This is a genomic window from Ensifer sp. Root558, assembly GCF_001427045.1.
GTDB lineage: Bacteria > Pseudomonadota > Alphaproteobacteria > Rhizobiales > Rhizobiaceae > Ensifer > Ensifer adhaerens.
The window spans coordinates 683,650-709,711 of sequence record NZ_LMGC01000023.1 but is presented as its reverse complement, the minus strand read 5'-3'; the positions used below and the strand labels follow the sequence as shown (position 1 = coordinate 709,711).

At 61.6% G+C, this 26,062-nt stretch carries 23 protein-coding genes, 1 tRNA gene and 1 pseudogene; 15 read left to right on the top strand and 10 right to left on the bottom strand.

Translation table 11 applies throughout. The annotated features are described in order from the left end of the window. Nucleotides 1-614: pseudogene (locus ASD63_RS23230) on the bottom strand (hypothetical protein); the annotation flags it as partial. 265 nt (nt 615-879) lie between these two features. Between ASD63_RS23230 and ASD63_RS23225 the strand changes: the two are divergent. The 4 genes from ASD63_RS23225 (at nt 880) to ASD63_RS23210 (ending at nt 3,471) form a co-directional block, all read left to right on the top strand. Next, entirely contained in the window at nt 880-1,323 is a 444-nt protein-coding gene (locus tag ASD63_RS23225) for a hypothetical protein (RefSeq protein WP_156624168.1), read from the top strand. A gap of 846 nt (nt 1,324-2,169) precedes the next feature. Continuing rightward, nucleotides 2,170-2,511, top strand: a complete 342-nt coding sequence (locus tag ASD63_RS23220) for a DUF2293 domain-containing protein (RefSeq protein ID WP_082572964.1) — start codon at nt 2,170-2,172, stop codon at nt 2,509-2,511. Further along, the gene (locus tag ASD63_RS23215; RefSeq protein WP_060529847.1) at nt 2,501-2,806 is read left to right on the top strand and encodes a hypothetical protein; all 306 of its coding nucleotides are present in this window, start codon (nt 2,501-2,503) and stop codon (nt 2,804-2,806) included. Before ASD63_RS23220 ends, ASD63_RS23215 begins: the two co-directional genes overlap by 11 nt. A 281-nt stretch (nt 2,807-3,087) precedes the next feature. Next, a complete protein-coding gene (locus ASD63_RS23210) occupies nt 3,088-3,471 on the top strand; it encodes a hypothetical protein (RefSeq protein ID WP_060529846.1) in 384 nt (127 codons plus the stop codon). Between the two features lie 943 nt (nt 3,472-4,414). On the opposite strand, the gene ASD63_RS23205 is transcribed toward ASD63_RS23210, so the two are convergent. From ASD63_RS23205 to ASD63_RS23195, 3 genes are all read right to left on the bottom strand, one after another. Further along, nucleotides 4,415-5,230 carry a hypothetical protein gene (locus ASD63_RS23205; protein WP_060529845.1) on the bottom strand — a complete coding sequence of 272 codons (816 nt, stop codon included), beginning with the start codon at nt 5,228-5,230 and terminating at the stop codon, nt 4,415-4,417. Beyond that, nucleotides 5,227-5,928: a hypothetical protein gene (locus ASD63_RS23200; RefSeq protein ID WP_060529844.1), complete on the bottom strand. Its 702-nt coding sequence runs from the start codon at nt 5,926-5,928 to the stop codon at nt 5,227-5,229. Before ASD63_RS23200 ends, ASD63_RS23205 begins: the two co-directional genes overlap by 4 nt. A 204-nt stretch (nt 5,929-6,132) precedes the next feature. Beyond that, a tRNA-Gln gene (locus tag ASD63_RS23195) sits at nt 6,133-6,206 on the bottom strand. Nucleotides 6,207-6,523: 317 nt separating this feature from the next. Between ASD63_RS23195 and ASD63_RS23190 the strand changes: the two genes are divergently transcribed. From ASD63_RS23190 to ASD63_RS23175, 4 genes are all read left to right on the top strand, one after another. Beyond that, nucleotides 6,524-8,113, top strand: a complete 1,590-nt coding sequence (locus tag ASD63_RS23190) for a Ppx/GppA phosphatase family protein (protein WP_034800890.1) — start codon at nt 6,524-6,526, stop codon at nt 8,111-8,113. Then, a complete protein-coding gene (locus ASD63_RS23185) occupies nt 8,110-8,847 on the top strand; it encodes an RlmE family RNA methyltransferase (RefSeq protein ID WP_034800892.1) in 738 nt (245 codons plus the stop codon). The genes ASD63_RS23190 and ASD63_RS23185 overlap by 4 nt, the downstream gene beginning before the upstream one ends. A gap of 1 nt (nt 8,848) precedes the next feature. Then, a complete protein-coding gene (locus ASD63_RS23180) occupies nt 8,849-9,229 on the top strand; it encodes a VOC family protein (RefSeq protein WP_034800894.1) in 381 nt (126 codons plus the stop codon). Between the two features lie 295 nt (nt 9,230-9,524). After that, entirely contained in the window at nt 9,525-11,291 is a 1,767-nt protein-coding gene (locus ASD63_RS23175) for a penicillin-binding protein 2 (RefSeq protein WP_034800896.1), read from the top strand. A 51-nt stretch (nt 11,292-11,342) separates the two neighbouring features. Here the strand turns inward: ASD63_RS23175 and ASD63_RS23170 are convergent, their stop codons facing one another. Continuing rightward, nucleotides 11,343-12,752 carry a DHA2 family efflux MFS transporter permease subunit gene (locus tag ASD63_RS23170; protein ID WP_034800899.1) on the bottom strand — a complete coding sequence of 470 codons (1,410 nt, stop codon included), beginning with the start codon at nt 12,750-12,752 and terminating at the stop codon, nt 11,343-11,345. Between the two features lie 180 nt (nt 12,753-12,932). On the opposite strand from ASD63_RS23170, the gene ASD63_RS23165 reads away from it, so the two are divergent. The 5 genes from ASD63_RS23165 to ASD63_RS23145 all read left to right on the top strand — a co-directional run bounded on the left by ASD63_RS23165 (nt 12,933) and on the right by ASD63_RS23145 (nt 18,322). Then, on the top strand, nt 12,933-13,919 hold the full coding sequence (locus tag ASD63_RS23165; RefSeq protein WP_234798731.1) for an MBL fold metallo-hydrolase: 987 nt from the start codon (nt 12,933-12,935) through the stop codon (nt 13,917-13,919). A 204-nt stretch (nt 13,920-14,123) separates the two neighbouring features. Next, the gene (gene guaB / locus ASD63_RS23160) at nt 14,124-15,626 is read left to right on the top strand and encodes an IMP dehydrogenase (RefSeq protein WP_060529843.1); all 1,503 of its coding nucleotides are present in this window, start codon (nt 14,124-14,126) and stop codon (nt 15,624-15,626) included. Between the two features lie 83 nt (nt 15,627-15,709). Next, nucleotides 15,710-16,126, top strand: a complete 417-nt coding sequence (locus ASD63_RS23155; protein ID WP_034800904.1) for an MAPEG family protein — start codon at nt 15,710-15,712, stop codon at nt 16,124-16,126. Between the two features lie 142 nt (nt 16,127-16,268). After that, nucleotides 16,269-17,297 carry an alcohol dehydrogenase AdhP gene (gene adhP, locus ASD63_RS23150; protein ID WP_034800906.1) on the top strand — a complete coding sequence of 343 codons (1,029 nt, stop codon included), beginning with the start codon at nt 16,269-16,271 and terminating at the stop codon, nt 17,295-17,297. 149 nt (nt 17,298-17,446) lie between these two features. Further along, nucleotides 17,447-18,322, top strand: a complete 876-nt coding sequence (locus tag ASD63_RS23145; protein WP_034800909.1) for a dienelactone hydrolase family protein — start codon at nt 17,447-17,449, stop codon at nt 18,320-18,322. 12 nt (nt 18,323-18,334) lie between these two features. Here ASD63_RS23145 and ASD63_RS23140 read toward each other — a convergent pair whose 3' ends face one another. Next, nucleotides 18,335-19,246, bottom strand: coding sequence for a hydrogen peroxide-inducible genes activator (locus tag ASD63_RS23140; protein WP_034800912.1), 912 nt, complete (start codon nt 19,244-19,246; stop codon nt 18,335-18,337). Nucleotides 19,247-19,418: 172 nt separating this feature from the next. Here ASD63_RS23140 and katA point away from each other — a divergent pair, with 172 nt between their 5' ends. Beyond that, nucleotides 19,419-20,903: a catalase KatA gene (gene katA / locus ASD63_RS23135; protein ID WP_034800915.1), complete on the top strand. Its 1,485-nt coding sequence runs from the start codon at nt 19,419-19,421 to the stop codon at nt 20,901-20,903. A 91-nt stretch (nt 20,904-20,994) separates the two neighbouring features. On the opposite strand, the gene ASD63_RS23130 is transcribed toward katA, so the two are convergent. Further along, entirely contained in the window at nt 20,995-21,945 is a 951-nt protein-coding gene (locus tag ASD63_RS23130) for a LysR substrate-binding domain-containing protein (RefSeq protein ID WP_034800917.1), read from the bottom strand. Nucleotides 21,946-22,151: 206 nt separating this feature from the next. Here ASD63_RS23130 and ASD63_RS23125 point away from each other — a divergent pair, with 206 nt between their 5' ends. Next, nucleotides 22,152-22,448 (top strand): DUF1127 domain-containing protein, encoded by a 297-nt coding sequence (locus tag ASD63_RS23125; RefSeq protein ID WP_034800920.1) that lies wholly within the window; start codon nt 22,152-22,154, stop codon nt 22,446-22,448. Between the two features lie 296 nt (nt 22,449-22,744). On the opposite strand, the gene ASD63_RS23120 is transcribed toward ASD63_RS23125, so the two are convergent. The 3 genes from ASD63_RS23120 to ASD63_RS23110 form a co-directional block, all read right to left on the bottom strand. Continuing rightward, entirely contained in the window at nt 22,745-23,575 is an 831-nt protein-coding gene (locus tag ASD63_RS23120) for a DUF937 domain-containing protein (RefSeq protein ID WP_034800922.1), read from the bottom strand. A 126-nt stretch (nt 23,576-23,701) separates the two neighbouring features. Continuing rightward, complete coding sequence (locus ASD63_RS23115; protein ID WP_034800925.1) at nt 23,702-25,075, bottom strand: glutamate--cysteine ligase; 1,374 nt, start codon at nt 25,073-25,075, stop codon at nt 23,702-23,704. A gap of 243 nt (nt 25,076-25,318) precedes the next feature. Beyond that, nucleotides 25,319-26,056, bottom strand: coding sequence for a 16S rRNA (uracil(1498)-N(3))-methyltransferase (locus ASD63_RS23110; protein WP_034800927.1), 738 nt, complete (start codon nt 26,054-26,056; stop codon nt 25,319-25,321). Nucleotides 26,057-26,062: the final 6 nt, after the last annotated feature.

Below are 26,062 nucleotides of genomic sequence, written 5' to 3'. Positions count from 1 at the left end.
AGCTTCGCGTTTCCGCCGGTTGCTCCCACCGCGCCACTTGGCGTATTCAGAACCGCGGGGACTTTAGTCGCAGCTGGATGAAAGTTCAGTGGCAGGTCAGCTGTCAGCACGCGTGTCGTGGGGAAGAAGTGCCGGACCAACACGCCGTGTAACCGCGCCCTTGCTTCTTCACTGGGCACTCCCGGATAGGCATCGATGCTCACCTCAAGTCCGACCACCCGCGCTGGCGACGCGAAACCATACCCCTCCTGCAAGTCGTCCAAGAGGTCTCTGACCACTGCGAAATCCGGCTCCTGGACCCGCAGTCTGTATCGGGTAGCAGTCTTCCCGGGGCCAAGGTCCAGGGCTTCCGGATACTCTTTGCGACCGGTCAGCCTCTCGATCCGGTCATTGAGCTTCCAATACTGCGTGCGACGCACCAGTTCGAATTCGATATCGATCCAATCGACCACAGCGCTCCACTGGTAGGCATTGAGGTCAATCAGCGGTGTCAGGACTCTCCGGCCGGCCAAGCGCGCCTGCGACCGCCTGAGAGTCTCCTCGGCGTAGTGGAGATCCACCGGCTCATTACGGAGCTTGCTCCGATACATGGTGACGGTGTGGAGGTGCGGCATGGGCATTCCGACTGAAGGATTGTGGGAAGGCACCCATAAGTCGCGCCGTCTGAGTCGATCTACCTTCAGTCTAAAGAAGACCATCCGGTGTTGCTGAAATGCCACGACCATTCATTGAGGATGAATTTACGTCGCGGCAGGCAGTTTTCGCTATAACGAAGGTATTGGAACCGGAGGGGCATTGTGACCGCATCAGAACATGACCGTGATCTCCGCTCGAAAATGGCCCGGCTGGCCGCCGGACCTCGAGCAAAAGGAGAACAGAATGCCCAGTATCGAAAACGTCGGCGGAAGCAGCAGCTGCTACAGCTTTGACTATCCTGCAGCCATTGAAGCCAAGACCGGTCTCAGCGGGCTCGTCCTGCCTCGGCGGGAACTCTATCTCATGATGGCGCGAGACCTGGAGAGCGAGGCGCCGGAGCGAGCAGCCTTCTACCGAGAGATTGCCTCCTATTACCCGGACTGCGACTCTTATGGCCTCGAGGTCGATCGTGACGGCAACCGGTCGATCCTGGTCGACTACGATGACTGGGACGAACTCAGCGACGATGAACGAATGCTCCGGGGCAATCGCAATGCAGCGATCGCGGTCCTGAATCGGCTCCGCTTCCACCTCGAGATGATGGATGATGATCCCGGGAACAAGGAAGAAGTAGACACCATCCGTCGCACCCTGAAGGAGCTCATCGAGCCGCTGTCGTTCTGCTGATTTGAGTGAAGTGCGGTGGTTACATCACCGCACTTCTCGTATTCTTCGATATTCCTGCCGCATGGAAGGATGCCGGCAATTTCGCTGGCAACAACATCCATCGGGCGCCTGCCCGACCTTCCTTTGTGGCATCTATGGCGCCTTCCATTGTCACGCGGCGTAGCCGCCTTTCACGCTCTAAGGTCGCTTGGACCCAGCTAGGGGAGCTTAATGTTTACGACAGGCAGCCCCTATGTTCGCTCGATCAGAGAATGTGTTTTCGCCACTGCCAAGCCAGGATTTCGATCGAGATCTGGCTTCGTGGGAACACTCCACGAGGTTGTACATCCTGCCGATATCTCCGGACTCCATTCCCGGCCACGCGCTTGCCGGCCGGCGGCATGACGTCTCTAATCCGACCGTGTTGACAGTTTTCGAAAAAGCGGGAAATCCGGCAAAAGTGCCAACATAGGGGAAACTTCTGTCAACATAGCGCTCAGTAATTCGTCGTTTTGGGCGTGATAAGTTGACGATGTCACCTTGGAATGTTGGCATTTTGCGCCTGCTGAAGGGCGCGAAGTTGACGTTGTCAACTTGCATGTAAACATCTCGTTTCCCTCTTTGATTGTAATTGTCGTTATGGGAGGATCCGTTGCCGGCTGTCGGTGGCGCCAAAACGCATCCCCATCGACGCTCCACCGAATTCCTAGGACTTCGCAATCCCCGCGCATCGAGTTGCTGCGCGGATGCGACGGTTAACCCGTCGCCTGTGTGCGAGATTATCCACAAGATTCTGGTCGATAAGTATTTGCTTACACTGGGGGTCGTCTGATTATTCATGTGCTCTCTCATTCAGAGGAGCAAATCATGACGAAATACCCAATCGAGAAAGTAACTGCCCATATCAGGCGGAACCATCCCGGTTGCCCTGACTTCGCCATCAACTATTTCGCCGCCGAGATCGCCGGCAAGAACTGGAATGGCGCAAGCATCGGTAAGGCTGTCGGCATCACGATGCAAAATTACCTGCGCCACTTCCTGACAGACTACGACACCCTGCTACTGCAAGGGATGGATCGAAAAGCAGCACGCGACCGCGTCCAGCCTCGGATAAATGCAATGCTGCGGAGCTGGAGAAAAACAAAATCGGCAACCACGACTACCCATGACTGCAGTCGTCATGAGCACGGAGATAGGGATGACGGCTAATCATCGTAATTGGCAGCAGCTCGGCGACTTGTTGACGCAGCGGACGCAAGAGCTGGGGGTTACCAGCGAACAGCTGTATCACGCTGGGCTTCCTAGCCGAACCTATGTCACCAGCCTCCTAAGTGGACGTGCACGCCTGAAGTTCATGTACGTCAAAACACTAGCAGAGATGCTCGAAATCGACGAGGCTGAACTGTTTTGGACCGCGCTCGAGGGCGCTGTCGAAGCGGAAGACATCCCCTATCTCCGCCCATTCCTGCAAAGGCTGCAGATATCTCAGAGAGGGTTTCTTTAAACGGGGAAGCTGGCGCACCGATAGGATCGTCTGGCGCCAGCTTTGCTATCTTGCCAGCCCCCCGCGCGGGTGAAGGGTCCCTGGAAGTGCAGCCATTCCTCCTCATCCAGGAAGGTGGATCAATTTCTGAAATTTGAATCCGGCGTTCGAAGCGCGGACGACCCGCTAGATGAGGTAACCAAAGGCTTCAGGGATAACTGTCCCTAGTACATTGCCCGCAACTTCTCCACGCGACGCAGCGCTATAAAATAATCAGAGACATCAACTTGCGAGCACATCACATGCATAATGTAGCGATCCGCGACCACATTTCAGAATATGCCGCTGCCGCGGCCCTCGATCCCGATATGATCAATGGCGAGCCAGGGTCTATCAATCGCTTGCTGAGGCTAGTGTTGGACGGAACTGCAAAGCTGCCACTTGATCGCGTCGCCGAAACGGCGGGCATAATTTCGTGTGACCGACATGAACTCTTTCGCCTGGCCCTCGGCCAATTCTACAGCGATGGGGCAATCGCGATGTTCGAGAGCCTTGCAACGCCTCGGCTGTGCGCGGTGGAACAGGCTTGGCTCACAGCCATCCGGGACGCCGCAGGCGATGATCTGAAGCCGCCGAGCCGCATCGCGCGCCGTGTGATCAAGTCGCTTTTCTGCAGGGAAGAGTAGAACAGTCGGCCTCGGCTTTCTGGACCCTGTAAATCTTGGTCCGGCGATCGATCCCAAGGATTGCTGCCATTCCCCCCGCCCGGATCCAGTCAAGTTTCTCTGGCGCAAGGGCAAATCCTTCCGGGCGTTCCTTGTTTCGGAGCCGAAATTGGCAGGGTTATTTCGCGCATCTGATCGGCCGCGACCTTCGAATGCTACAAGCCGTTCGGCGAGACGATGGGGTTGCCGCTGAACTTGGACCACGGTGGTATTTAATTCTGCAGGCACGTTGAGCTGAATCGAAGGTGGGCATTCGCGCGTCTAGCGCCACTGCTTATGATTTCGGCCCAGTCGACCGTCCACTCGCATGTCCTGGGCGAGACCATCCAGTGAGGCGCGCCTTCATGAAGTTCATGGCAGCGGCGATTGAAATGCATGTGCGCCGCAAGCATCTAGGTTGCCCAGACTTCGTAGTTGCGTGATTTATCGGCGGAGGTCGAGAAGAAGGATTGGACGGTGCGGCGAAGCATGCAGCTTAAGGTCAATGCAATGACCGCGGCGTGGAAACAGCGGTCGAGCCGTAGCGCAATCCAACGAGCATATGGAATTTTCGCTTGCGAATGCCCAATTAATCTGGAATAGCTTCGGTCGAAGCGGCGCACGCCAATTGTGGAACCTTTGTTAACCACGCTGGTTTAGCAATGAAAGTAACCCAAATGGACACGTTGACTCGTGCGTCAAAAGCCAGTTAAGTGGCTTTATAAGAGACATGCTCGTATCTAAGTAAGCTCTTTGCATGCATCCAGGTGGAACTTACAGCCGTAAGCATTTGGAGGCCAACTGCAGGAATGACGGGTGTCGGAGAGATCGACGTAGTCGTGATCTGACATTACCGAGCCGGTGTGGGGTAGTGAGGCTTAGATATTTGAGTCAAAAATGGGCGCGAAAAGCGCCCATTTTCATTTCAGTTGATAAAGTTATTGGGAAAGATGTTGATATGATCACAGCTTTCCGCCGTTTGGTCGCCATCGTGGCAGTTTACAAAGGCTCTTCCCTTTAGGTTGCTGTTATTTTCCAACGAGAGGTTGAAGTGGCGCTCGCGGTCGTAGGGCAGCCCTAGCCTCAATTGGGAACTAATCGCGCATTTTGCGGTGTGCCCACCACCTTCCGTCACCGGCTTTGAATGAACTTCATGTCCATACTGGAAATGGTGCCCTTTCTCATCGACGAAATATTTGTCCTTGTAGTCGCCCCCACGTCGCTTCGGGAATTCTCGCGACCTCAGGTGCGTGACTAAGCGCGTCAATTCGCCAGTCAGGCCAAAAGCCCTCTCGCTTAAATTTAGGGCTATCGAGGACCAGATAGCGCCGGCCGTCTCGTCCTTGAAATTTTTGAAAGGAAGCAGCAGCGCCTTTTTGTTGCCCATGGGCTTGAGTATCTGCTCCACCGCATTCAAGCGCTTGATCCAAAACGTAAGAACGCGAGAGAACTCTATCCCTATTGCCCGCTCATCCGTTTGCAGGACACTTAATGGCAAGCCAAGTCCGTCAAGCGAATAACTTAAACGTTGTTCCGCAAGCAGCACGATTGCGAAATCCGGATTTTCGGCACTGGTCTTTACGCAAAACTCATCCGCCGTGAGATGGGGAGGGTTGGTAAAAAACTTAAAATCAGAGCCGTGCTTTTCCCTGATTTCCTTTGGGACCATAGCTACGTCGGAAACGCTGAAATGCTTCCGAAGAACCTGGTCATTTGCGAACAGGATGAAAGCAATTTTCATTGCCGCGCAAGCTTCATCACAATGTCAAAGGGGATCTCAATCCGTCGCAAATCGCTGTCACTTAGCCCCTTGAATACGTCAAAGAAGCTGTTCTTGGGCGCGGGGTTACCCACGTCTCTGTTATACAGCCGCTCTTCCGCCAAGCCATTTGCAGCCGCCCACTTCTTGATCCGCGCAGCGACTTCTTGTGCATTGTAGTCGGCACTCTGGCCATCAATAATTTGGTCGCGTGCCACCCCTCGCGCATTCGCGAACGGTGCGGCCGAACCATTTGGAACATCTTGGAAGCGAAGAGCTTTACCGTCGATATCGACGTAACGGCTTACGTTCGGAGCGAGGGGCTTAACGAACGCCGCCCAGATCGATGTTTTAATCTTTTCGCCCGCGTCCGGCGCGGTTAAGTCAGGCTTTTCGAATTCGGATGGGATAAAAGAAAAATTCTCACCAACCGGGATAAGCGCGATCTTCTGAGCCTGACGCGGATGTGTAACAACAACGACCTTGTTTGAAAGCTGGGTCGCGATGAACTGCCTAAGTTTTAGTGGCGCTATCGCAGGACGATAATCCCCTCGCTTCGTAGTCAGATCCATCCCAAGTTCGCTGAGGAGCAGCGGGTGGTGATTTTTGGACCAATGATCGGTTGTGGCCGTCTCGATCGCGGTCTCGAGTTCTTCTTTAGTCCAACTTCCCTCAGTCATATTCCCCACCGTCGCTAAATTGTGCCGTTTATCAATCTTATTTGCTGGCCAGTCAACTTGTGGGGTTTGATGGTGCGGCTACGCCAGTAGCAATTGTCAATCGCGATTCCACGATACATGATCCGTTTATCCGGCCGGTAAAGTGTTCCGGTTCCGATCGGTGGGTCTTCCGCAAGTAATTGATTTTTTTGATGAAAATGTGTTTGGCTGGGGAACCTGGATTCGAACCAGGACTAACGGAGTCAGAGTCCGTGGGTCTACCGTTAACCTATTCCCCAAAGCCGCCGTCGGAGCGAAGCCCGTCGGTGTGGTTGGCGGGCTTATAAACAAATCGACGGCTGATGCAAATACCTTTTGCAAAAAAAATCGCGGCTGAAGTGAGATCGCAGCCATCGAGGGGGACCGGAACAGGGGCCCAGGTGCTCAACCCGGTGTGTTTGCTGGGTTCGGGCGCCCGACGCCTTTGTTGTGCACAAGCCGGTTCTCAAAAAAAGTTTGGCGAATGGGGGTTGCGCTGGTACAGTCGCGCCAACGAAAAATCGAGAGAGCGCCTTGAGCGGCCCTAAGGCCTTGCGCGGCGCCATGGTTGAAACAAGTGAAAGACCCCGATCACGGCGATAAGCCGTCCGAATCCGGGGCGTCGGCAGCAGGCCGCAGTGATGGATCGAAGCTCGGTCCGCGCAACGGCAAGGGCAAGCGTAAACGACGCAAGTCGTCTGCTTCGCCGTCTGCAATTGCCAGCCAGTCCGGCGCAGCCGGTTTGGCAGGGCGTCCCGCAGGAGAGAACGAAACGGAGCCGGCGCGCAAGCGCAAGCGGCGGCGTCGTTCGAAATCAGCAAAACAGCAGGCGCAGGCCGGATCCGCGTCGCAAAGCAGCGGCGTTCAGGTCGTCGATGCGTCGCTTGGCGAACGCAAGGGCCACAAGCGCAGCAAGAAGGCCAAGCACCGCCGCGGGCTCCAGGGGCGCCCGCTGACGAGCGGCGAGCGCCAGCCGGCGCAGCAGCGTGGCGCCGATGGCGGCGGCAATGCGCGGCAGACTTCTGCCGCCGGCAGCGGTCAGGCGGGCGCACAGCCGCGTTCGGGCAATCGCGGCGAACAACCGCGTGCACCCTATATCGCTGCTAGCGAACCGCCCGCGCCGCTCTATGCCGCACTTGATCTCGGCACCAACAATTGCCGTCTGTTGATCGCTCAGCCGACCCGTCCCGGCCAGTTCCGGGTGGTCGACGCCTTCTCGCGCATCGTCCGTCTCGGCGAAGGGCTCGGTGCCAGCGGCCGGCTGTCGGACGAGGCGATGGAGCGTGCCGTCGAGGCGCTGAAGATCTGCGCGTCGAAGCTCGGCGCCCGTACCATCCGCCGAAGCCGCCTGATTGCGACAGAGGCTGCCCGCGCGGCTGAAAACGGTGAAAGCTTCCTTGAGCGGGTTGCGAGCGAAACCGGTCTCGATCTCGAGATCATCAACCGCGAAACCGAGGCACGGCTTGCCGTTTCCGGCTGCTCGTCGCTGGTGGATCGCGAGACGCGCTCGGTCGTGCTCTTCGATATCGGCGGCGGCTCGTCCGAGATCGCCGTCATCCGCATCGGTGATTCGCGCTCGAACCGGCTCGCCAACCACATCACCCACTGGACTTCGCTGCCGGTCGGCGTCGTGACGCTTTCGGAGCGCCATGGCGGCCAGCATGTGACGCCGGCAAGCTTCGAGGCGATGGTGCAGGAAGTGGAAGGCATGCTTTCCCGCTTCGACAGCCCGCCTGTCGAAGCTCTGGCGAACGGCACGTCGGGCAGCGGTTTCCACCTGATCGGCACGTCAGGCACGGTGACGACGCTTGCCGGCGTGCATCTCGACTTGCCGCGCTATGATCGCCGCCGCGTCGATGGCCTGTGGCTGACGGACGACGAAGTCTCGGCCATGCAGGCGCGGCTTCTCTCCTGGGATTTCGACGCGCGCGCCGCCAATCCCTGCATCGGCCCTGATCGCGCCGATCTGGTGCTTGCCGGCTGCGCCATCCTCGAAGCGATCCGCCGGCGCTGGCCGTCGACCCGCATGCGGGTTGCCGATCGTGGCCTGCGCGAAGGCCTGCTCACCGATATGATGGCGGACGACGGCGCCTGGCGCCGCTCGCGGCCGCGCCGCCACCAGCGCGGTTCCAATGCCTCCGGCAGCCACGAAGGAAACAAACCATGACGAAACCCCCCGTCGGCGCCAACCGTAGCGGCCGCAAGCTTGGCCAGAAGGTCAAGAAGGGCAAGCTCAAGGCATCCTCCCGCCGCTGGATCGAGCGCCACATCAACGACCCCTATGTGCAGCGGGCGCAGCTCGAGGGCTACCGCGCTCGCGCGGCGTTCAAGCTCCTGGAGATCGACGAGAAGCACAAGATCCTGAGCGGCGCGCGCCGCATCATCGACTTGGGCGCTGCCCCCGGCAGCTGGTCGCAGATTGCCGCCAAGGTCACCAACTCCACCGATACCGATCCGCGCGTTGCGGCGATCGACTTCCTCGAGGTCGACCCCCTTCCGGGCGTGCGCATTCTTCAGATGGACTTTCTCGATCCGGAAGCGCCGGGCAAGCTGATGGAAGCGATCGGCGGAACGCCTGATCTGGTGATCTCCGACATGGCGGCGCCGACGACCGGCCACCGCCAGACCGACCACCTGCGCACCATGCATCTGTGCGAGGTCGCGGCCTATTTCGCCGTCGACGTGCTGGCCAAGGGCGGGCACTTCCTGGCGAAGACCTTCCAGGGCGGCACCGAGCGCGAGCTGCTCAACATGCTCAAGCAGAATTTCCGTCAGGTCATCCATGTGAAGCCGGCCTCCTCGCGCGCCGAATCGGTCGAGATGTTCCTGCTTGCCAAGGATTTCAAGGGGCGCCAGCAGGCCGGCAGCGAAACGGAAACCGAAGACGAAGCGGCCAAATAACATGCTGCTTTACGTCACCGTCGGCAGCAACGATCTGACACGCGCCGGCGCGTTCTACGATGCGGTAATGCCGACCCTTGGCTACCGCCGGCAGCGCCAGGACGAGACCGAGATCGGCTATGGCGCTGAGGGCGATCGCATCCGCTTTTGGGTGGTGACGCCCTTCAACCGCGCGCCCGCCACCTATGGCAATGGCGTGAGCATCGCGCTTGCAGCTGAGACCCGCGCCGCCGTCGACGCTTTTCATGCCGCAGCCCTTGCCAATGGCGGCACGGACGAGGGTGCGCCGGGCCTACGCCCGTTTCACGCAAATTTTTATGGTGCCTGGGTTCGCGATCACGACGGCAACAAGATCGCCGCCGTCTGCGAGCAGCCGGAGTAACCTGTCGCACGGCGCCGAGCTTCCAACGATGTCCTGATGGCGCACGCAGGCGCCACGGGGCCAGGCCGGCTTGTGCCGATCGGCCGCACTCCTGATCGCCCTCCAAAACCCGGCCCCCCCCAAAGACGGCGCATCGTGGTTAATCGGCCATTAACCAGTTGAGTGCAACTCTGGTGTTACTATCTGGTCCATTAGGACCTCCTAAGGTTTTAAATTTCACCGAGCGCTGGCTGCCGATCGACGATTGGCGACGGGTCGAGCACGTGCCCGGTTGGCTGCATGTGGAAGTACCTGGATGTCGATGATTTCGCTTGCCGTTCGGCTCAGAAGCCGCGCGCATTTTTCCGTCAAGAGGAATGGTGCCGGCAAGCCGGGGGTGATCATCGGCACCAGCGCCGGCCGCAGGAACCAGGCGCGGCAGCGCGTGGGGATCCTGATCGCCGGCTTTGCCGTCGTCTTTCTCGTCGTCGGCGGGCGGCTGGTTCAATATGGCCTGTCGGCGCCGGCCGAAACCGCGTCGATCGGCGGCAGCGGCCATGTCATCGCCTCTCGCCCGGATATCGTCGACCGCAACGGCCATCTCTTGGCGACCGATCTCAACACGATGTCGCTCTATGCGGAGCCGCGCAAGATCGTCGACGCCGACGAGGTCGTCGAGAAGCTCGCGACCGTGATTCCCAATCTCGATTGGCGCGATACGCACCGCAAGCTCCAGTCCGGATCAGCATTCCAGTGGCTGCGACGCCAGCTCACGCCGAAGCAGCAGTCGGACATTCTGGCGCTCGGCATTCCCGGCATCGGCTTCCGCCCGGAAAAGCGCCGTTTCTATCCCGGCGGCGTCACCGCTTCGCACATCCTCGGTCACGTCAATGTCGACAACCAGGGGCTGGCCGGCATCGAGCGCTATCTCGACCAGCAGGGCTTTGCCGATCTGCGGGCCGCTGGCCTTACCAGCAACGCCTCGCTCGAGCCTGTGCGGCTGTCGATCGATCTGCGCGTCCAGAACATCGTGCGCGAAGTGGTCGCCAACGCGATGACCGACTATGAGGCCGAGGCGGCCGGCGCTGTGGTTCTCGATGCAGAGACCGGTGAGGTGCTCGCCATGGCCTCGGTACCCGACTACGATCCGAACGAACCCTCGCGAACCTTGCCTGGCGGCGGCGTCGACAAGGAGTACGAAAAGGGCTGGTTCAACCGGATGAGCAACGCCACGTTCGAGATGGGCTCGACCTTCAAGAGCTTCACGCTGGCGATGGGCCTCGACGCGGGCAAGGTCAACCTGAACTCGGTCGTCGACGCGTCGCGGCCGATCCGCATGGGCGGCTTCACCATCAAGGACTTCAAGGGCAAGAACCGTCCGCTATCGATCCCGGAGGTCTTCCAGTACTCCTCCAACATCGGCACCGCGGCAGTTGCCGACATGGTCGGGATCGAAGGTCACCAGCAGTTCCTGACGAAGATGGGCCTCCTGTCCCGCATGCAAACCGAAATGCCGGGGGTCGCCATCCCGACCCAGCCGCGCACGTGGAAGAAGATCAATTCGGTGACGATCTCCTTCGGTCACGGCGTGGCGACCACGCCGTTGCAGACGGCCGTCGCCGCCGCGGCGCTGATGAATGGCGGACACCTGATCCCGCCGACCTTCCTGCCGCGCTCACCGGAGGAAACGAAGTTCGTCTCGCAAAGGGTGATCAAGGAAACGACCAGCGCCGACATGCGCTTCCTCTACAACTGGAACGGCGTGAAGGGCTCCGGCAGGCGGGCGCAGGTGGAAGGCTTCCATGTCGGCGGCAAGACCGGCACGGCCGACAAGGTCATCAACGGCCGCTATGCCAAGGACATCAACTTCAACGCCTTCCTTGCGGCCTTCCCGATGGATAAGCCCAAATACATCGTGCTGTCGATCATCGACGCGCCGAAAACCGGAGAAAACGGCGGGCGGACGGCCGCGGCCAACGCCGCTCCGATGGTCAAGTCGATCATCGGTCGGTCAGCGCCGCTCCTCGGGGTGAAGCCCCGGTTTGGAGACCTGGGCGCCGAACAGTGGCTGGCCAACTACTAAGGCCGGCACCGTTGCTGGGAAGGCACCGTCGATCAGTCGGTGCCCAAGGGATCATTTCCCCGCAGCCGTCTCGACTTCGCGCGCCGGCAGCCGGTGTCCCGACACGGAGGAGCCGGCGTTCTTCGCCATAGTGAGGAACGGGATCGCCGCGATCAGGTTGGCGGCGGCGATGATCATGAAAGCGGTGTGGAAATCGTCGAGCTGCAGCGGGCCGCCGCTGAGCTTCGTCTCGATTTCGAGGATCGCGCCGGCGACCGCAACGCCGAGCGCCAGGCTGATCTGTTGCAGCACCGCGCTCATCGAGGTCGCCTTGCTGGCATCCGCATCGTCGATATCGGCAAAAGACAGCGCGTTGACGCTGGTGAAGAAGAACGAGCGCGCAAAGCCGGCGATCAGGAGGATGGTGATCAGCACCAGATAGGGCGTCTCCGGCGTGAAGAAGCCGTTGGCGAAGGTGGTGATCGCCGCAATGATCGCAGCGATGATCAGCGTGGTACGGAAGCCGGCAAAGGCCAGAACGCGCCGCGCGTAGAACTTGGTGGTAATCGCGCCGACCGCGCCGATGAAGGTGATGAGGCCGGACTGGAACGGGTTGAGGCCGAACCCCACCTGCAGCATCAGCGGCATCAGGAAGGGAACGGCGCCGACCGAGATGCGGAAGATCGTGCCGCCGATCGAAGCGGCGCGAAAGGCGTTGTCGCGGAAGAGCTTCAGGTCGAGGACCGGGGCCGGATGACGCCGCGCATGGCGGATGTAGAGCAGGGCCGAAACAAGGCCGATCGCTACCGAGGCGATGCCGACAACGGGGGGCAGGGCAGGCAGGCTGATCACCGACAGGCCGAAGACGATGCCGGAGGCAGCAATGCCGCCGAGCAGGAAGCCCAGCACGTCGACCGGCGGCGGATCGAGCGGCTCCATCTTCGGCAGGTAGATGCCCGACAGGATGTAGCCGGCGATGCCCACGGGCACGTTGATCAGGAAGATCCAGTGCCAGGAGAAGTAGGTGGTGATGAAGCCACCGAGGGGCGGTCCGGCAAGCGGACCCACGAGCGCGGGGATCGTCAACAGCGCCATGGCCGACACCAGTTCGCTGCGCGGCGTCCCGCGAACCAGCACGAGGCGAGCGACCGGCGTCATCATCGCGCCGCCCATTCCCTGCAGGAACCGGGAGAAGACGAAGGCGGGCAGGCTGTTCGAAATGGCGCAGAAGATCGATCCGGCAATGAAGACCAGGATCGCCGCGCGAAAGATCCTCTTGGCGCCGAAGCGGTCGGCCATCCAGCCGCTCAAGGGGATGAAGATCGCCAGCGCCACCATGTAAGCGGTCAGCGCCAACTTCAGCGTGATCGGCCCGACGCCGATGTCGCGGGCGATTGCCGGCAGCGACGTGGAAATCACGGTCGAGTCCATCTGCTCCATGAAAAGAGCGACGGCAAGGATCATCGGGACGATACGGTTCATGAAACGATGCTTCGGACGGTCAGCGATAAGCAGAAGCTAATAATACCGGCCATGGCTTTTGTCGGGGCAAAACCGGTGATTGCGGATCAAAAGCCTGTGATCCCGACTGGCCTTTGCTGTCAAGACGCTAGTTCTGGCCGAGTTGTCGCCGATGGATCCAACAGAAAGCGGAAACGAACCATGAGTGAAATGTCGATGAAGCGCAGGACCTTGATGGGAGCGGGAACGCTCGGCGTGCTCGCAGCGCCCTCGCTGATGACGGGCATTGCAGTCGCTCAGGAAAAATCGGAAAACACCGGCATGAAAGCCAGCCCTCCGACAAGAATGCTCAAGCTTGGCGCGTTCAAGATCGTTGTCGTCAATGACGGCACTCGCGTCAGCGACAAGCCGCACGAGACCTACGGCACCAACCAGCCGCAACAGGCGGTGGCCGAACTGCTGCAGCAGAACTTCCTGCCGACCGATGCGCTGCTCAACAGCTATTCGCCGGTTCTTGTCGATACCGGATCGGACCTCGTGCTCTTCGATACCGGCATGGGCGAGGGCGGTCGGGAGACCGGCGCTGGCCGCCTGCTCGACGGGATCCGCGCTGCCGGCTATTCGCCGGAGCAGGTCTCGGTTGTCGTGGTAACCCATATGCATGGCGATCACATCGGCGGCCTCATGGAGGCCGAAAAACCGGCCTTCGCCAATGCCCGCTATGTGATGGGCGAAGTCGAATACGCCTTCTGGAAAGATCCGGCGCGCGCCGGCACGCCAGCAGAAAACGGTCACAAGGCCGTGCTGGAAAAGGTCGTGCCGCTTGCGGAAAAGACCACCTTCATCGGCGACGGTGCCGCGGTCGTTCCGGGCATTTCGGCCATTGCCGCTTTCGGCCATTCGCCGGGGCACATGGTGTTCCGTCTCGATTCCGACGGCAAGGCGCTGATGCTGACGGCCGATGCCGCCAACCACTATGTGTTGTCGCTGCAGCGGCCGGACTGGGAAGTGCGCTTCGACATGGACAAGGCGAAGGCAGCAGAGACGCGCCGTCGCGTGTTCGACATGATCGCCAACGAACGGCTGCCCTTTATCGGCTACCACATGCCGTTTCCTGCGGTCGGTTTCGTCGAGAGGCAGGGCGAGGGTTACCGTTTCGTGCCCGCAAGCTATCAGCCCGATATCTGATTGGTTGCCGCGCCTCTTCGCGCGAAATTGCTGCTCTGCAACAAATATCGGCCGACGGCGGGACATTTCCCGGCTTTGGCTATTTTCATCCTGACATATCCGTGTTACGAGCCCTCGCCAACTTCCAAGACACGCTTTGAAGTCGCCCGGTGGACAAAACGCAGCCCGTCCCCGGGGATTTTCGCTATTTGAAGGGAATTGGCCATGGCGCGCATCATCGAAACGGCAACTGGTCTGGAGGCTCTGACCTTCGACGACGTCCTGCTCCTGCCCGGGCATTCCGAAGTCATGCCGGGTCAGACCAACATCGCGACCACCATTGCCCAGGACATCGACCTGAACCTGCCGATCCTGTCGTCTGCCATGGACACGGTGACTGAAGGGCGTCTCGCAATCGCCATGGCGCAGGCCGGCGGCATCGGCGTCATCCACCGCAACCTGACGCCGGCCGAGCAGGCCGAAGAGGTTCGCCAGGTCAAAAAGTTCGAAAGCGGCATGGTCGTCAATCCGGTGACCATCGGTCCCGACGCCAAGCTCGCCGATGCGCTCGGCCTGATGAAGCAGCATGGCATTTCCGGCATCCCGGTCGTTGAAAACGGCGGTGCCGGTGGCCAGAAGCAGGGCCGCCTCGTCGGTATCCTCACCAACCGCGACGTTCGTTTCGCCTCGGATCCGAACCAGAAGATCCACGAACTCATGACCCATGAGAACCTGGTCACGGTCAAGGAAAGCGTCGACCAGCAGGAAGCCAAGCGCCTGCTGCACGCCCATCGCATCGAAAAGCTGCTCGTGGTCGACGGCGACGGCCGTTGCGTCGGTCTCATCACCGTCAAGGATATCGAGAAGGCACAGGTGAACCCGAACGCCTCCAAGGATGCGCAGGGCCGCCTTCGTGCCGCCGCCGCCATCTCGGTCGGCGATGACGGCTTTGAGCGCGCCGAGCGACTGATCGATGCCGGCGTCGACCTGATCGTCGTCGACACCGCCCATGGTCACTCGCAGCGCGTTCTCGACGCGGTCGCCCGCGTCAAGAAGCTCTCGAACTCGGTTCGCATCATGGCCGGCAACGTCGCGACCGCCTCCGGCACCAAGGCGCTGATCGATGCCGGTGCGGATGCGGTCAAGGTCGGTATCGGCCCGGGCTCGATCTGCACCACGCGCATCGTCGCCGGTGTCGGCGTGCCGCAGCTCGCTGCGATCATGGGCGCCGTCGAAGCCGCCCAGGCGGCCGGCATTCCTGTCATCGCCGATGGCGGCATCAAGTTCTCTGGCGACCTTGCCAAGGCGATCGCCGCCGGTGCTTCGGCCGTCATGATCGGCTCGCTGCTTGCCGGCACCGATGAAAGCCCGGGCGAAGTGTTCCTCTACCAGGGCCGCTCCTTCAAGGCCTATCGCGGCATGGGCTCCGTTGGCGCCATGGCGCGCGGCTCGGCGGACCGCTACTTCCAGGCGGAAGTGCGCGACACGCTGAAGCTGGTTCCCGAGGGCATCGAAGGCCAGGTCCCCTACAAGGGTCCGGTCGCAGGCGTCCTGCACCAGCTCGCGGGCGGCCTCAAGGCCTCCATGGGTTATGTCGGCGGCCCGACGATCAAGGAATACCAGGAGCGCGCCCAGTTCGTGCGCATCTCCGGCGCGGGCCTGCGCGAAAGCCACGCCCATGACGTGACGATCACTCGCGAAAGCCCGAACTACCCGGGCGCGCACTGATTGCGATTGCATTCGAAGGGCGCCGCGCCATCGCGCGGCGCCCTTCGCTATTTCAGAGTAAGCGTGTTTGAGGGAGTAGCGTAATGACGGGTTTCGAGATTTTCTGGCCGATCGTGGCGCATGTCTTCCTCGTCTTCTGCCTCTATGCTCTTCTCTCCTTCCGCCGGATGGGCCTGGTGCGCGCCGGTAAGGCGAATGCCGGCCAGTTTCGCGAAAACCGTGACGAGCCGGGCGAAAGCCTGGTGGTGAAAAACAGCATCGCCAACCAGTTCGAGCTGCCGGTTCTCTTCTACGTCTGCTGCGTGCTGCTCTACATCACCGAGGCCGACAACATCGTCTCCCTCGCTCTTGCCTGGCTCTTCGTTGCCCTGCGCTATGTGCACGCCTTCGTGCATGTGACCAGCAATCGCCTGCGCTATCGCCGCCCGCTGTTCATGGGCGGTGTTGCAACGCTGTTTGCGATGTGGGTGTGGCTTGCCGTCTGGATGGCGATGAGCTGATCCGGATAGGCGCACCGCCATTCTGACGCAGATCTGAGACAGTCTGCGCCTTCATCTTCCCGTCTTGATGCGTATCAATTACCCGATGCCGCTTTTGCGCGTAGTCTCTCCGGCGTTGGGCAACAACGCATCGGAGGACGAGATGACCGCAACGATGAAAGCCGCCGTGGTGCGCGAATTCGGCAAGCCGCTGGTAATCGAGAATGTGCCGATACCGGAGCCGGGTCCCGGCCAGGTGCTGATCAAATACGAGGCGACGGGCGTCTGCCACACGGACCTGCACGCCGCCAACGGCGACTGGCCAGTCAAGCCGAAGCCGCCCTTCATCCCCGGACATGAAGGCGTCGGCTATGTCGCCAAGCTCGGCAGCGGCGTCGCGCGGCTGAAGGAAGGCGACCGCGTCGGCGTTCCGTGGCTGCACACCGCCTGCGGCGGCTGCACGCCTTGCCGCACCGGATGGGAAACGCTCTGCGGCAGCCAGCAGAACACCGGTTATTCCGTCAACGGCACGTTTGCGCAATACGGCCTCGCCGATCCTGACTTCGTCGGCCGCCTGCCGGCAAAGCTCGAATTCGGGCCCGCGGCCCCCATCCTTTGCGCCGGCGTCACCGTCTACAAGGGCTTGAAGGAAACCGAAGTGCGTCCGGGCGAATGGGCGCTGATCTCGGGCATCGGCGGACTCGGGCACATGGCGGTGCAATATGCCAAGGCCATGGGCATGCATGTCGCCGCCGTCGATATCTTCCCGGACAAGCTGGAGCTTGCCCGAAAACTTGGTGCCGACCTCGTCGTCGATGCGCGCGACAAGGATGCGGTCGAGCAGGTGCGAGATGCGACCGGGGGCGTGCATGGTGCCCTGGTGACGGCCGTCGCGCCCAAGGCGATGGAGCAGGCCTTCAACATGCTCCGCTCCAAGGGAACCATGGCGCTGGTCGGCCTGCCGCCCGGCCAGATGTGCCTGCCAATCTTCGATACGGTTCTGAAGCGCATCACCATCCGCGGCTCGATCGTCGGGACGCGGCAGGATCTGGAGGAATCGCTCGAGTTCGCCGGTGAAGGCAAGGTCGCCTCGCACTTCACCTGGGACAAGATCGAGAACATCAACGCCATCTTCAAGCGCATGGAGGAAGGCAAGATCGACGGTCGCATCGTGCTCGACCTCAACGGCTGATCGGCGTGCGTGGGAGCTTCGACCTGTGAGGGCGAAAGGAAACACGCGGCAGTAACGCAAGTTTGTATGTTCCAGACCGCCCGCCGACCTATTCTGTCGCGGGCGGTTCTGTCTGCCGCCGCGGGAGATAAGAACCGAAGGAGGCTGGCATGCAGGAACCGAAAATCACGCAGGCGATGATCGACGCCTATGACGAGTACACGCATCTGACCCTCGATCGCCGTCGCTTCATGGAAAAGCTCACCGGTCTCGCCGGTTCCGCGGCTGCGGCCGCGGCGATCGCGCCGCTGCTGGCGGCCAATGGTGCCAAGGCGGAGATCGTGGCTGCAAACGACACCCGCGTGACCGGCGAGGACATCACCTATCCCGGCGCTGCCGGCGATATGAAAGGCTATCTCGTTCGTCCGGCAGAGGTGAGCGGCAAGCTGCCGGCGGTCATCGTCATCCATGAGAACCGCGGGCTGAACCCGCATATCCGCGACGTCGCGCGGCGCATGGCGCTCGAAGGCTTCCTGGCGCTGGCGCCGGATTTCCTGTCGCCTGCGGGCGGCACGCCGACGGACGAGGACAAGGCGCGCGAGATGATCGGCGCGCTCGATGCGGCGGCAACGACCGCGAATGCGGCGGCGACCGTGGCGTTTCTGGAAGGACACGCGCAATCGACCGGCAAGGTCGGCGCCATCGGCTTCTGCTGGGGCGGCGGTCTCGTCAACCGGCTCGCGGTCGGATCCCCGGATTTGAAGGCCGGCGTCGCCTATTATGGCGCGCAGCCCAAGGCCGAAGACGTGCCGAAGATCAAGGCGGCGCTGCTGCTGCACTATGCAGGCCTCGACGAACGCATCAATGCCGGCATCGACGCCTATCAGAAGGCGCTGAAAGACAACGGCAAGGACGCGACGATCTATGTCTATGACGGCGTCAACCACGCCTTCAACAACGACACCTCGGCCGCGCGGTATGACAAGGCCGCGGCCGATCTCGCCTGGAGCCGGACGGTCGAGTTCCTGAAGGCCAAGCTCGCCTGAGCGCTGCTACGCTCAGGCCGCTGCCGCCTGGAGAATATCGTCGGCGCAGCCGCTGATCGCCGCTGCGAGCGCTTCCATGTCGCGCTCGCGCGGGCTGCTGCGCCGCCAGATAAGCCCGATCTCGCGCGCCGGTTCAGGCGCGGCGAAGGGTACGATGCGGATGGAGTTGCGCGCCGCCTCGGTCGCGATCGCGATCTCGGGGATGAGCGTCATGCCCATGCCGTTGGCGACCATCTGCAGGAGCGTCGTCATCGAGGTCGCGCCGAACGAGACGAGACGGCGCTTGCCGGCCGTGCTGCAGACGGCGAGCGCCTGATCGCGCAGGCAATGGCCCTCTTCGAGCAGGAGCAACTGTTCGACATCCACCTGGTCTTCAGTCAGCGGCGACATCAGGATGTTTCGCTCGTCGTCCGCCATTGCCATGTAGAAGCGGTCGGAAAAGAGCGGCTTCGTCGAAAGTCCGTCGGCCTCGATCGGCAAGGCGGCGACGACGGCGTCGAGCAGACCCTCGCCGAGATCGGCGACCAGTCTTGATGTCACCGATTCCTTCAGTTCGATCTCGATTGCCGGGTAGACCTGGCGCAGGTGCGGCACCAGCCGCGGCACGAGGTAGGGGGCAAGCGTCGGGATGACGCCGATGCGGATCCGCCCTTCGAGCGTGCCGGAACTGGCGCGCGCGCTCAACTCCAGCTGATCCACCTCAGAGAGGATGGCGCGGGTACGGGCCAAAACCTCTTCGCCCTTGCGGGTCAAGAAGACGCCGCTGCGGCTGCGCTCCACCAGCTTCACGCCCAAGTGGTTCTCCATTTCCATGATCTGGGCGGAGAGCGCCGGCTGGCTGACATGGACGAGTTCGGCCGCCTTGCCGAAGTGGCGAGCGGAGGCGAGCGCATCGAAATAGCGCATCTGTCTGAGTGTAAGCATGATAGGAAAATCTTATCGATCTTTAATTTTTATGCAATTGGAGATTATCGAGGCGCCGTGGGAAAAACCTCTTGCCAGAGCGTTCGGGCTTTGATCGCCGCGCAGATTGCGGCCGGCTGCCGTCGGTCCTGTGCGACCACCCGGACGCGAAACCCTTTGACAGGAGGACGCGATGTCTGATCGACCCATATTGACGACGAGTGCCGGAGCCCCGGTGCCGGACAACCAGAATTCGCTGACGGCCGGCCCGCGCGGCGGCGTCATGATGCAGGACTATCAGCTTATCGAGAAGCTGTCGCATCAAAACCGCGAGCGCATTCCCGAGCGCGCCGTTCACGCCAAGGGTTGGGGCGCCTATGGCACGCTGAAGATCACCGGCGACATCTCGAAATACACCAAGGCCAAGGTTTTGCAGCCCGGCGCCGAGACGCCGATGCTGGCGCGGTTCTCGACTGTTGCCGGTGAACTGGGTGCTGCCGACGCCGAACGCGACGTGCGCGGCTTCGCGCTGAAATTCTATACGCCCGAGGGCAATTGGGACCTCGTCGGCAACAACACGCCAATCTTCTTCGTTCGCGACGCCTACAAGTTCCCGGACTTCATCCACACCCAGAAGCGCCACCCGAAGACCAACCTGCGTTCGGCGACCGCGATGTGGGATTTCTGGTCGCTGTCGCCGGAAAGCCTGCATCAGGTCACGATCCTGATGTCCGATCGCGGATGTCCGGTGTCGCCGCTGCACATGAACGGCTACGGCTCGCACACCTTCTCGTTCTGGAACGACGCCGGCGAGCGCTATTGGGTCAAGTTCCACTTCAAGACCCAGCACGGCCACAAGCACTACACCAACGCCGAGGCGGCAGACGTGATCGGCCGGACGCGCGAAAGCTACCAGGAAGCGCTCTATGGGGCGATCGAAGAGGGCAACTATCCGCGTTGGACGCTGCAGGTGCAGATCATGCCCGAGCTCGAAGCCGAGAAGACGGCCTATGATCCCTTCGACGTCACCAAGGTCTGGCCGCATGCAGATTATCCGCCGATCGAGGTCGGCGTGCTGGAGCTCAATCGCAACCCGGAGAACTATTTCGCCGAGGTCGAGAATGCCGCCTTCTCGCCGTCCAACATCGTGCCCGGCATCGGCTTTTCGCCGGACAAGATGCTGCAGGCCCGGCTGTTCTCCTATGCCGACGCCCACCGCTACCGGCTCGGAACGCATTACGAGCACATTCCGGTCAACCGGCCGAAATGCCCGGTGCATCACTATCACCGCGATGGCCAGATGAACACGTTCGGCGGCATTCAGACCGGCAATCCGAGTGCCTATTACGAGCCGAATTCGTTCAACGGCCCGGTCGAGCAGCCCTCCGCGATGGAACCGCCGCTACGCATCAGCGGCGACATGGCCCGCTACGACCACCGCGAAGGCAACGACGACTACGTCCAGCCGCGTGCGCTCTTCAACCTCTTCGATGCCGGCCAGAAGGCGCGCCTGTTCTCCAACATCGCCGCGGCGATGGGCGGCGTGCCGGGGCCGATCGTCGAGCGCCAGCTTGCGCACTTCAAGCGCGTCCACCCGGACTATGAGGCCGGTGTGCGCGCCGCCCTTCACGCGGCCCACGGCTACGAAGCCGACGCCGTCGGCGCGGCAGCCGAATAGACTGGTATCGAGTTCGGCCGCGTGCTGATCTCTGGACAAAAAAAGGCCACGCACCGGCTTGGTGCGTGGCCTTTTCCGCTTTCTGCAGCTCTTACCAGCCCGGCAGCATATGGCTCTGCCGGAGGCGCGGATAACGCGGGAAGCCCTTGATGTCGGCCTCGAGGTCGTCGTTGGCGCTGATCGGCGTGATGTTGTCGAGGCAGGCGGTGATGTGGTTGCTGATCGCGTTCGAAAGCGAGGGCGAAAGGCCCGGACGCTTCATGATGCCGATCTGCACCGGCGCCAAGGCCGGGAAGCCGTCCGCAAGCGTCAGCACCTTCATGCCGGGACGAAGCGCCGATTCCGGCAGGACAGAGACGGCCATGCCGGCCAGCACAGCGGCGGCGACGACCGTCGACGACCAGCTGGTGAACAGGATCTGGTACTCCCGACCCGTCGCATCGAGTGCGGCACAGGCCGCCTGGCGCCACAGACAGTCGCGCCGGCCGACAGCAAGCGGGATCGGTGCGTTCTCGGGCAGCGGGTGGTTGATCGAGCTCACCCAGCAGAGCGGTTCGGTCCGCACCACGTCCGACGCGCGGGCACGCGGATTGTGCGTGACGAGCGCGATGTCGAGGTCGCCCTTGGCCATCTTCTCGGCGAGGTCCACGGAGGGCTCGCAGATGATGTAAAGCTCGACATTCGGATGCGTCTTGGCAAAACGCATGATGATCTCGGGCATGTAGCGGTCGGCGTAATCGTCTGGCGTGCCGATCCGGAGCGTGCCTTCGAGGCGATTGTCGTCGAAGGAAGCGATCGCCTCGTTGTTGAGGCGGATCATCCGGCGCGCGAAATTGAGCAGCCGGTCGCCTTCGACCGTGAGCCGGTTGCCGCGGCCGTCCTTCATGAACAGCGCCTTGCCGATGCGCTCTTCCAGGCGGCGCATCTGCATGGAAACGGCGGATTGGGTCTTGAAGACCCGGTCGGCCGCCTTGGTGAAGCTGCCCGTATCGGCGATCGCGACAAAGGTCTGGAGCTGATCGATATCAAGGGGTGCGGACATGGCCGTAATGCATCCATAAGATTGTTTGATGAATATCATTAAAAACATTCGTTGGACTGATCAATAAGGATTTGCGATCTATCGGAGGCAAATTCATCGATCCCCGGCCGGCAATTTCGCCAGCGAATCCCAAACTCTTTGGCCCGCCCCTGCGTTTGATCTCCCGCAGGGGATGGGCCTCTTCGTGCCTGAAAGGAGAAATTGTCATGCGCACGACACAGCACGCCCTCGATCTCGACCTCGTTGCCGGAACGCAGTCCTATGCCTCCCGCGCCGTCGGCGTGACAGGCATGCTAACGTCCGTATGGCAGCTCCTCCGAAATCGCTATGCGATCGGCCGTCTGAACGACCTGGATGACCGCCAGCTCCTCGACATGGGGCTGAAACGCGAAGATGTGCGCGAGGCGATTACCTCGCCCTTCTTCGACAATCCGGCGAGTTACCTGACACGCGCGTCGCGAAACCGGGCGAGCCTCTTCTACAAAGGGGCCCGCCACGACTGATCGTCCCCAATGGCGCATCCCGCCGCTTGAGATGTGCCAGTCGAGCATGATCCGCGAAAGCCTGCCGCCGCCGCGGGTCATGCTGCGAAATTCGGTGCCGCTGACCTCAACGGTCGCGCGCCCAAACGTTCCCCGCAGGGTAGAGCCAATAGACCCTGCCGCTTGGCCCGGTGCATGACCAAGACATGCACCGGGCCTTTTTCTTTCCGAAGCTGTTCGAAACAACGCGCTGACGCCCGCACTTGCAGGCGATTGCCGTCCGATGGAGGCGCGGGATGTGACGGGGAGGCTTGGCCTCAGCTCTTCGTGCCGGGGCCGGTCTTGTAAAGGTCGAACAGCGCCTCGACGTTCTTCTGGTATTCTTTCTGCATCTCCAGCCCGGTGTCGAACATGCTGTTCATGACCTGGGAGAATTGGGCCAGCGCCGGATTGTCGGCTGCCGGCTTCTGCGCGCCGGCGGCACCCGCCTGCATCATGTCCTGAAACGCCTTGACGAAGGGGTTGTCGGCAAAGACGTCGGCTGTCTTCGGCTTCTCTTCCTTCTTCGGGGCCATGCCGAAGAAGCCCTGCATCGCCTGGGTGAAGGGGTTGTCGAACGGGCTCGGCTGCGGTTCCGGCTTCTTGGCGAAACCGGCCGCTTCCATCCATTGCCGCATCGCGGTCGCCATCGGGTTGTTGGCAAAGGCATCGCTTGCGGCGGCAAATTGCCCGGTTGTCTGCTTGAACAGCCCGCCCATCAGCGTATCGGCCATCACAGGCAGCATCTGCTTGTAGATCTCCTGGCTGACGCCGGTGACCTGGGCCGCCTGCGCGGCGATCGCGCGCGACATTTCCTTCGAGCCGAACAGTTGCCCGAGAACGCCGTTGCCGTCGGCCATGCCCTGCGGCGTGAAGGCCTGGCTCATGTCTTCGAAGTATTTGGCGTAGTTGCCGCTGCCGAGCGCCGTCAGCAAGGCGCCGAAGTCGTAGGGGTTGGCGGTGTTGCGCTTGAAAGCCGCCGAGAAGGCCGGCAGCAGCGCCGCTGTCGCCTTCGTCATTTGCTCCTGGGCGATGCCGAACTGTTGCGCCATCAGCTCGATGGCCTTGCCGTTCTGCGCCTGCGCGAACATGTCGAAAAGCGGTGCCATCCCAGTTCCCCTTTATGGACGCGCGGCGCTCTAAGCGACGCATATCCTTGCACTATAACGGGAAATCAGGGACTGGGAACCGCTTTTTGAGAGGGCCGCGACGAGCACCGCGCCCCTGTCCGAGCCTTAATACTGGTACTCGGCAAAGACCGGGTCTACGGAGCCGTTCCAGCGGCCATTGTAGAGCGCCAAAAGGTCTTCCGCGAGCGTTGCCTTCTTGGCCAGCACCTCGTCGAGCGGCGCCAGGAACTGGCTTTCGTCGATACCATCGCCGTTCAGCCTGTTGCGGCGCTTCAGACCGCCGCGCGAAATGGAGATGACCTCGCGGGCAACGTCGTAAAGCGTGCCGGTGCGGAACTTGGCGGCAAGCGCCTGAGCCGGCACGGCGTTGCGCATGGCACTCACCTCTTCGAAGGTCCAGTCGCGCGTCAGTGCCTCGGCGGCGTCGAGTGCCTCGCGGTCGTAGAGCAGGCCGACCCAGAAGGCCGGCAGCGCGCAGATCCGCCGCCACGGGCCGCCATCGGCGCCGCGCATTTCGAGGAAGCGCTTCAGGCGCACGTCGGGGAACAGCGTCGAGAGATGGTTGGTCCAGTCGCCCATGTTCGGCTGCCAGTCGGCGACCTCGCCCTTGAGTGCGCCGCCCATGAACTGGCGGAAGGTGATGTGGGTGCAATCGTGGTAGTGGCCGTCGCGCACGACGAAGTACATCGGCACGTCGAGCGCCCACTCCACGTAGTCGGCAAAACCGAAATCGGGACGGAAGGCGGACGGCAGCAGGCCGGCGCGCTGGTTGTCGGTGTCGCGCCAGATGTCGCCGCGCCAGGAGAGAAGCCCGTTCGGCTTGCCGTCGGTAAAGGGCGAGCTTGCAAACAGCGCGGTCGAGAGCGGCTGCAGCTTCAAGGACACCTGCATCTTGCGGCGCATGTCCTCTTCCGAGGAGAAGTCCAGGTTCACCTGGATCGTGCAGGTGCGATACATCATGTCGAGGCCCTGGGTGCCGACCTTCGGCATGTAGCGGCTCATGATGCCGTAGCGCGATTTCGGCATGCGCGGGGTCTCATCAAAGGTCCACTTGGGGCTGCCGCCGATGCCGAGGAAGCGGATGCCGAGCGGCTCGGCGACTTCGCGCAGCACCGCCAGATGCTGGTTCGATTCCTTGCAGGTCTGGTGCAGGTTTTCGAGCGGCGCGCCGGAAAGTTCGAACTGTCCACCCGGTTCCAGCGAGATCGCGCCATTGCCCGACTGTTCGGCAAGGCCGATGATGTTGCCTTCGTCGATGATCGGTTCCCAGCCGCTTTTCGCCGCCATGCCGTTCAGAAGCGCCTGGATGCTGGCCTCGCCGAAATAGGGGACGGGGCTGTTGTCCGCCTTAAAGAAGGCGAACTTTTCGTGCTCCGTGCCGATCCGGAACCGCTCCTCCGGTTTCGAACCTTCTGCCAGGTAGGCGGTCAGGTCAGCGACAGAGGTTACCGGCGTCTGGTCGGTGGTATCTCGGGCCATGAGCGTCTTCTTTTGTTTGGGCGGCTCCCGCAGGTTAGCGGGAGTTGATGGAGGCTGCTTGAACCGTAATCAGGTGCGGTGCAAGTCAATTTCTTTCAAGATCTCATCAAAAAAAGTAGGACATTTGCTTGCTCTGGAGCAAGCACCGCGGAAATGGGTACTGGTGACCCAATCCTGCCTTGCCGGAGAGATCGTCCCCTTCTAGGGGAGCGAGCGGTGTCCGATTTGCCCGGGAACGACCGGCTATCGCCAGTCGCCGACAGTTGCCTGGATGACCGCCATGGCGGCGACGGCTGCCGTGTCGGCCCTGAGGATGCGGGGCCCGAGCGGAATGGCGGTGACGAAATCGAGGCTGTGCAGCAGCGTGCGCTCGGCTTCCGAGAAGCCGCCTTCCGGGCCGATCAACAGCGCGAGCTTCTTTTCCTTGATGCCGGCGAGGATCGGCGACGGATTCTGGCTGTCGCTGCCTTCGTCGCAGAAAATAATGCGCCGGTCGCTCTGCCAGGTGGCAAGCAGGTCTTCGAGCCGGCGCGGTTCCTCGACATGGGGAATGCCGAGTACGCCGCATTGTTCGGCCGCCTCGATGACGTTGGCGCGAACCCGCTCGATATTGCCAAGCTTGCCCTGCACATGTTGCGTCATGACCGGCTGCAAAGTGCCGGCGCCCATTTCGACGGCCTTCTGCGCGAGATAGTCGAGCCGCCCGACCTTGAGCGGGGCAAAGAGATAGACGAGATCGCAAGGCGCCGGCTGGGGGCGCGTCTGCTCGACGGGCGTCAGCACCAAGCGCTTCTTGCTGGCGAAGGAAAGCTCGGCCCGCCACTCGCCGTCGCGCCCGTTGAAGACGAGGATCGAGGCGCCTTCTTCGTAACGCAGCACGTTCACCAGGTAGTTGAACTGTTCCTTGGACGCTTCGTGCGCCGAGCCGGCACTCAAGGGGTGTTCGACGAACAGTCGCTGCATGCGAAAATTGGCGCGCATTGAGGA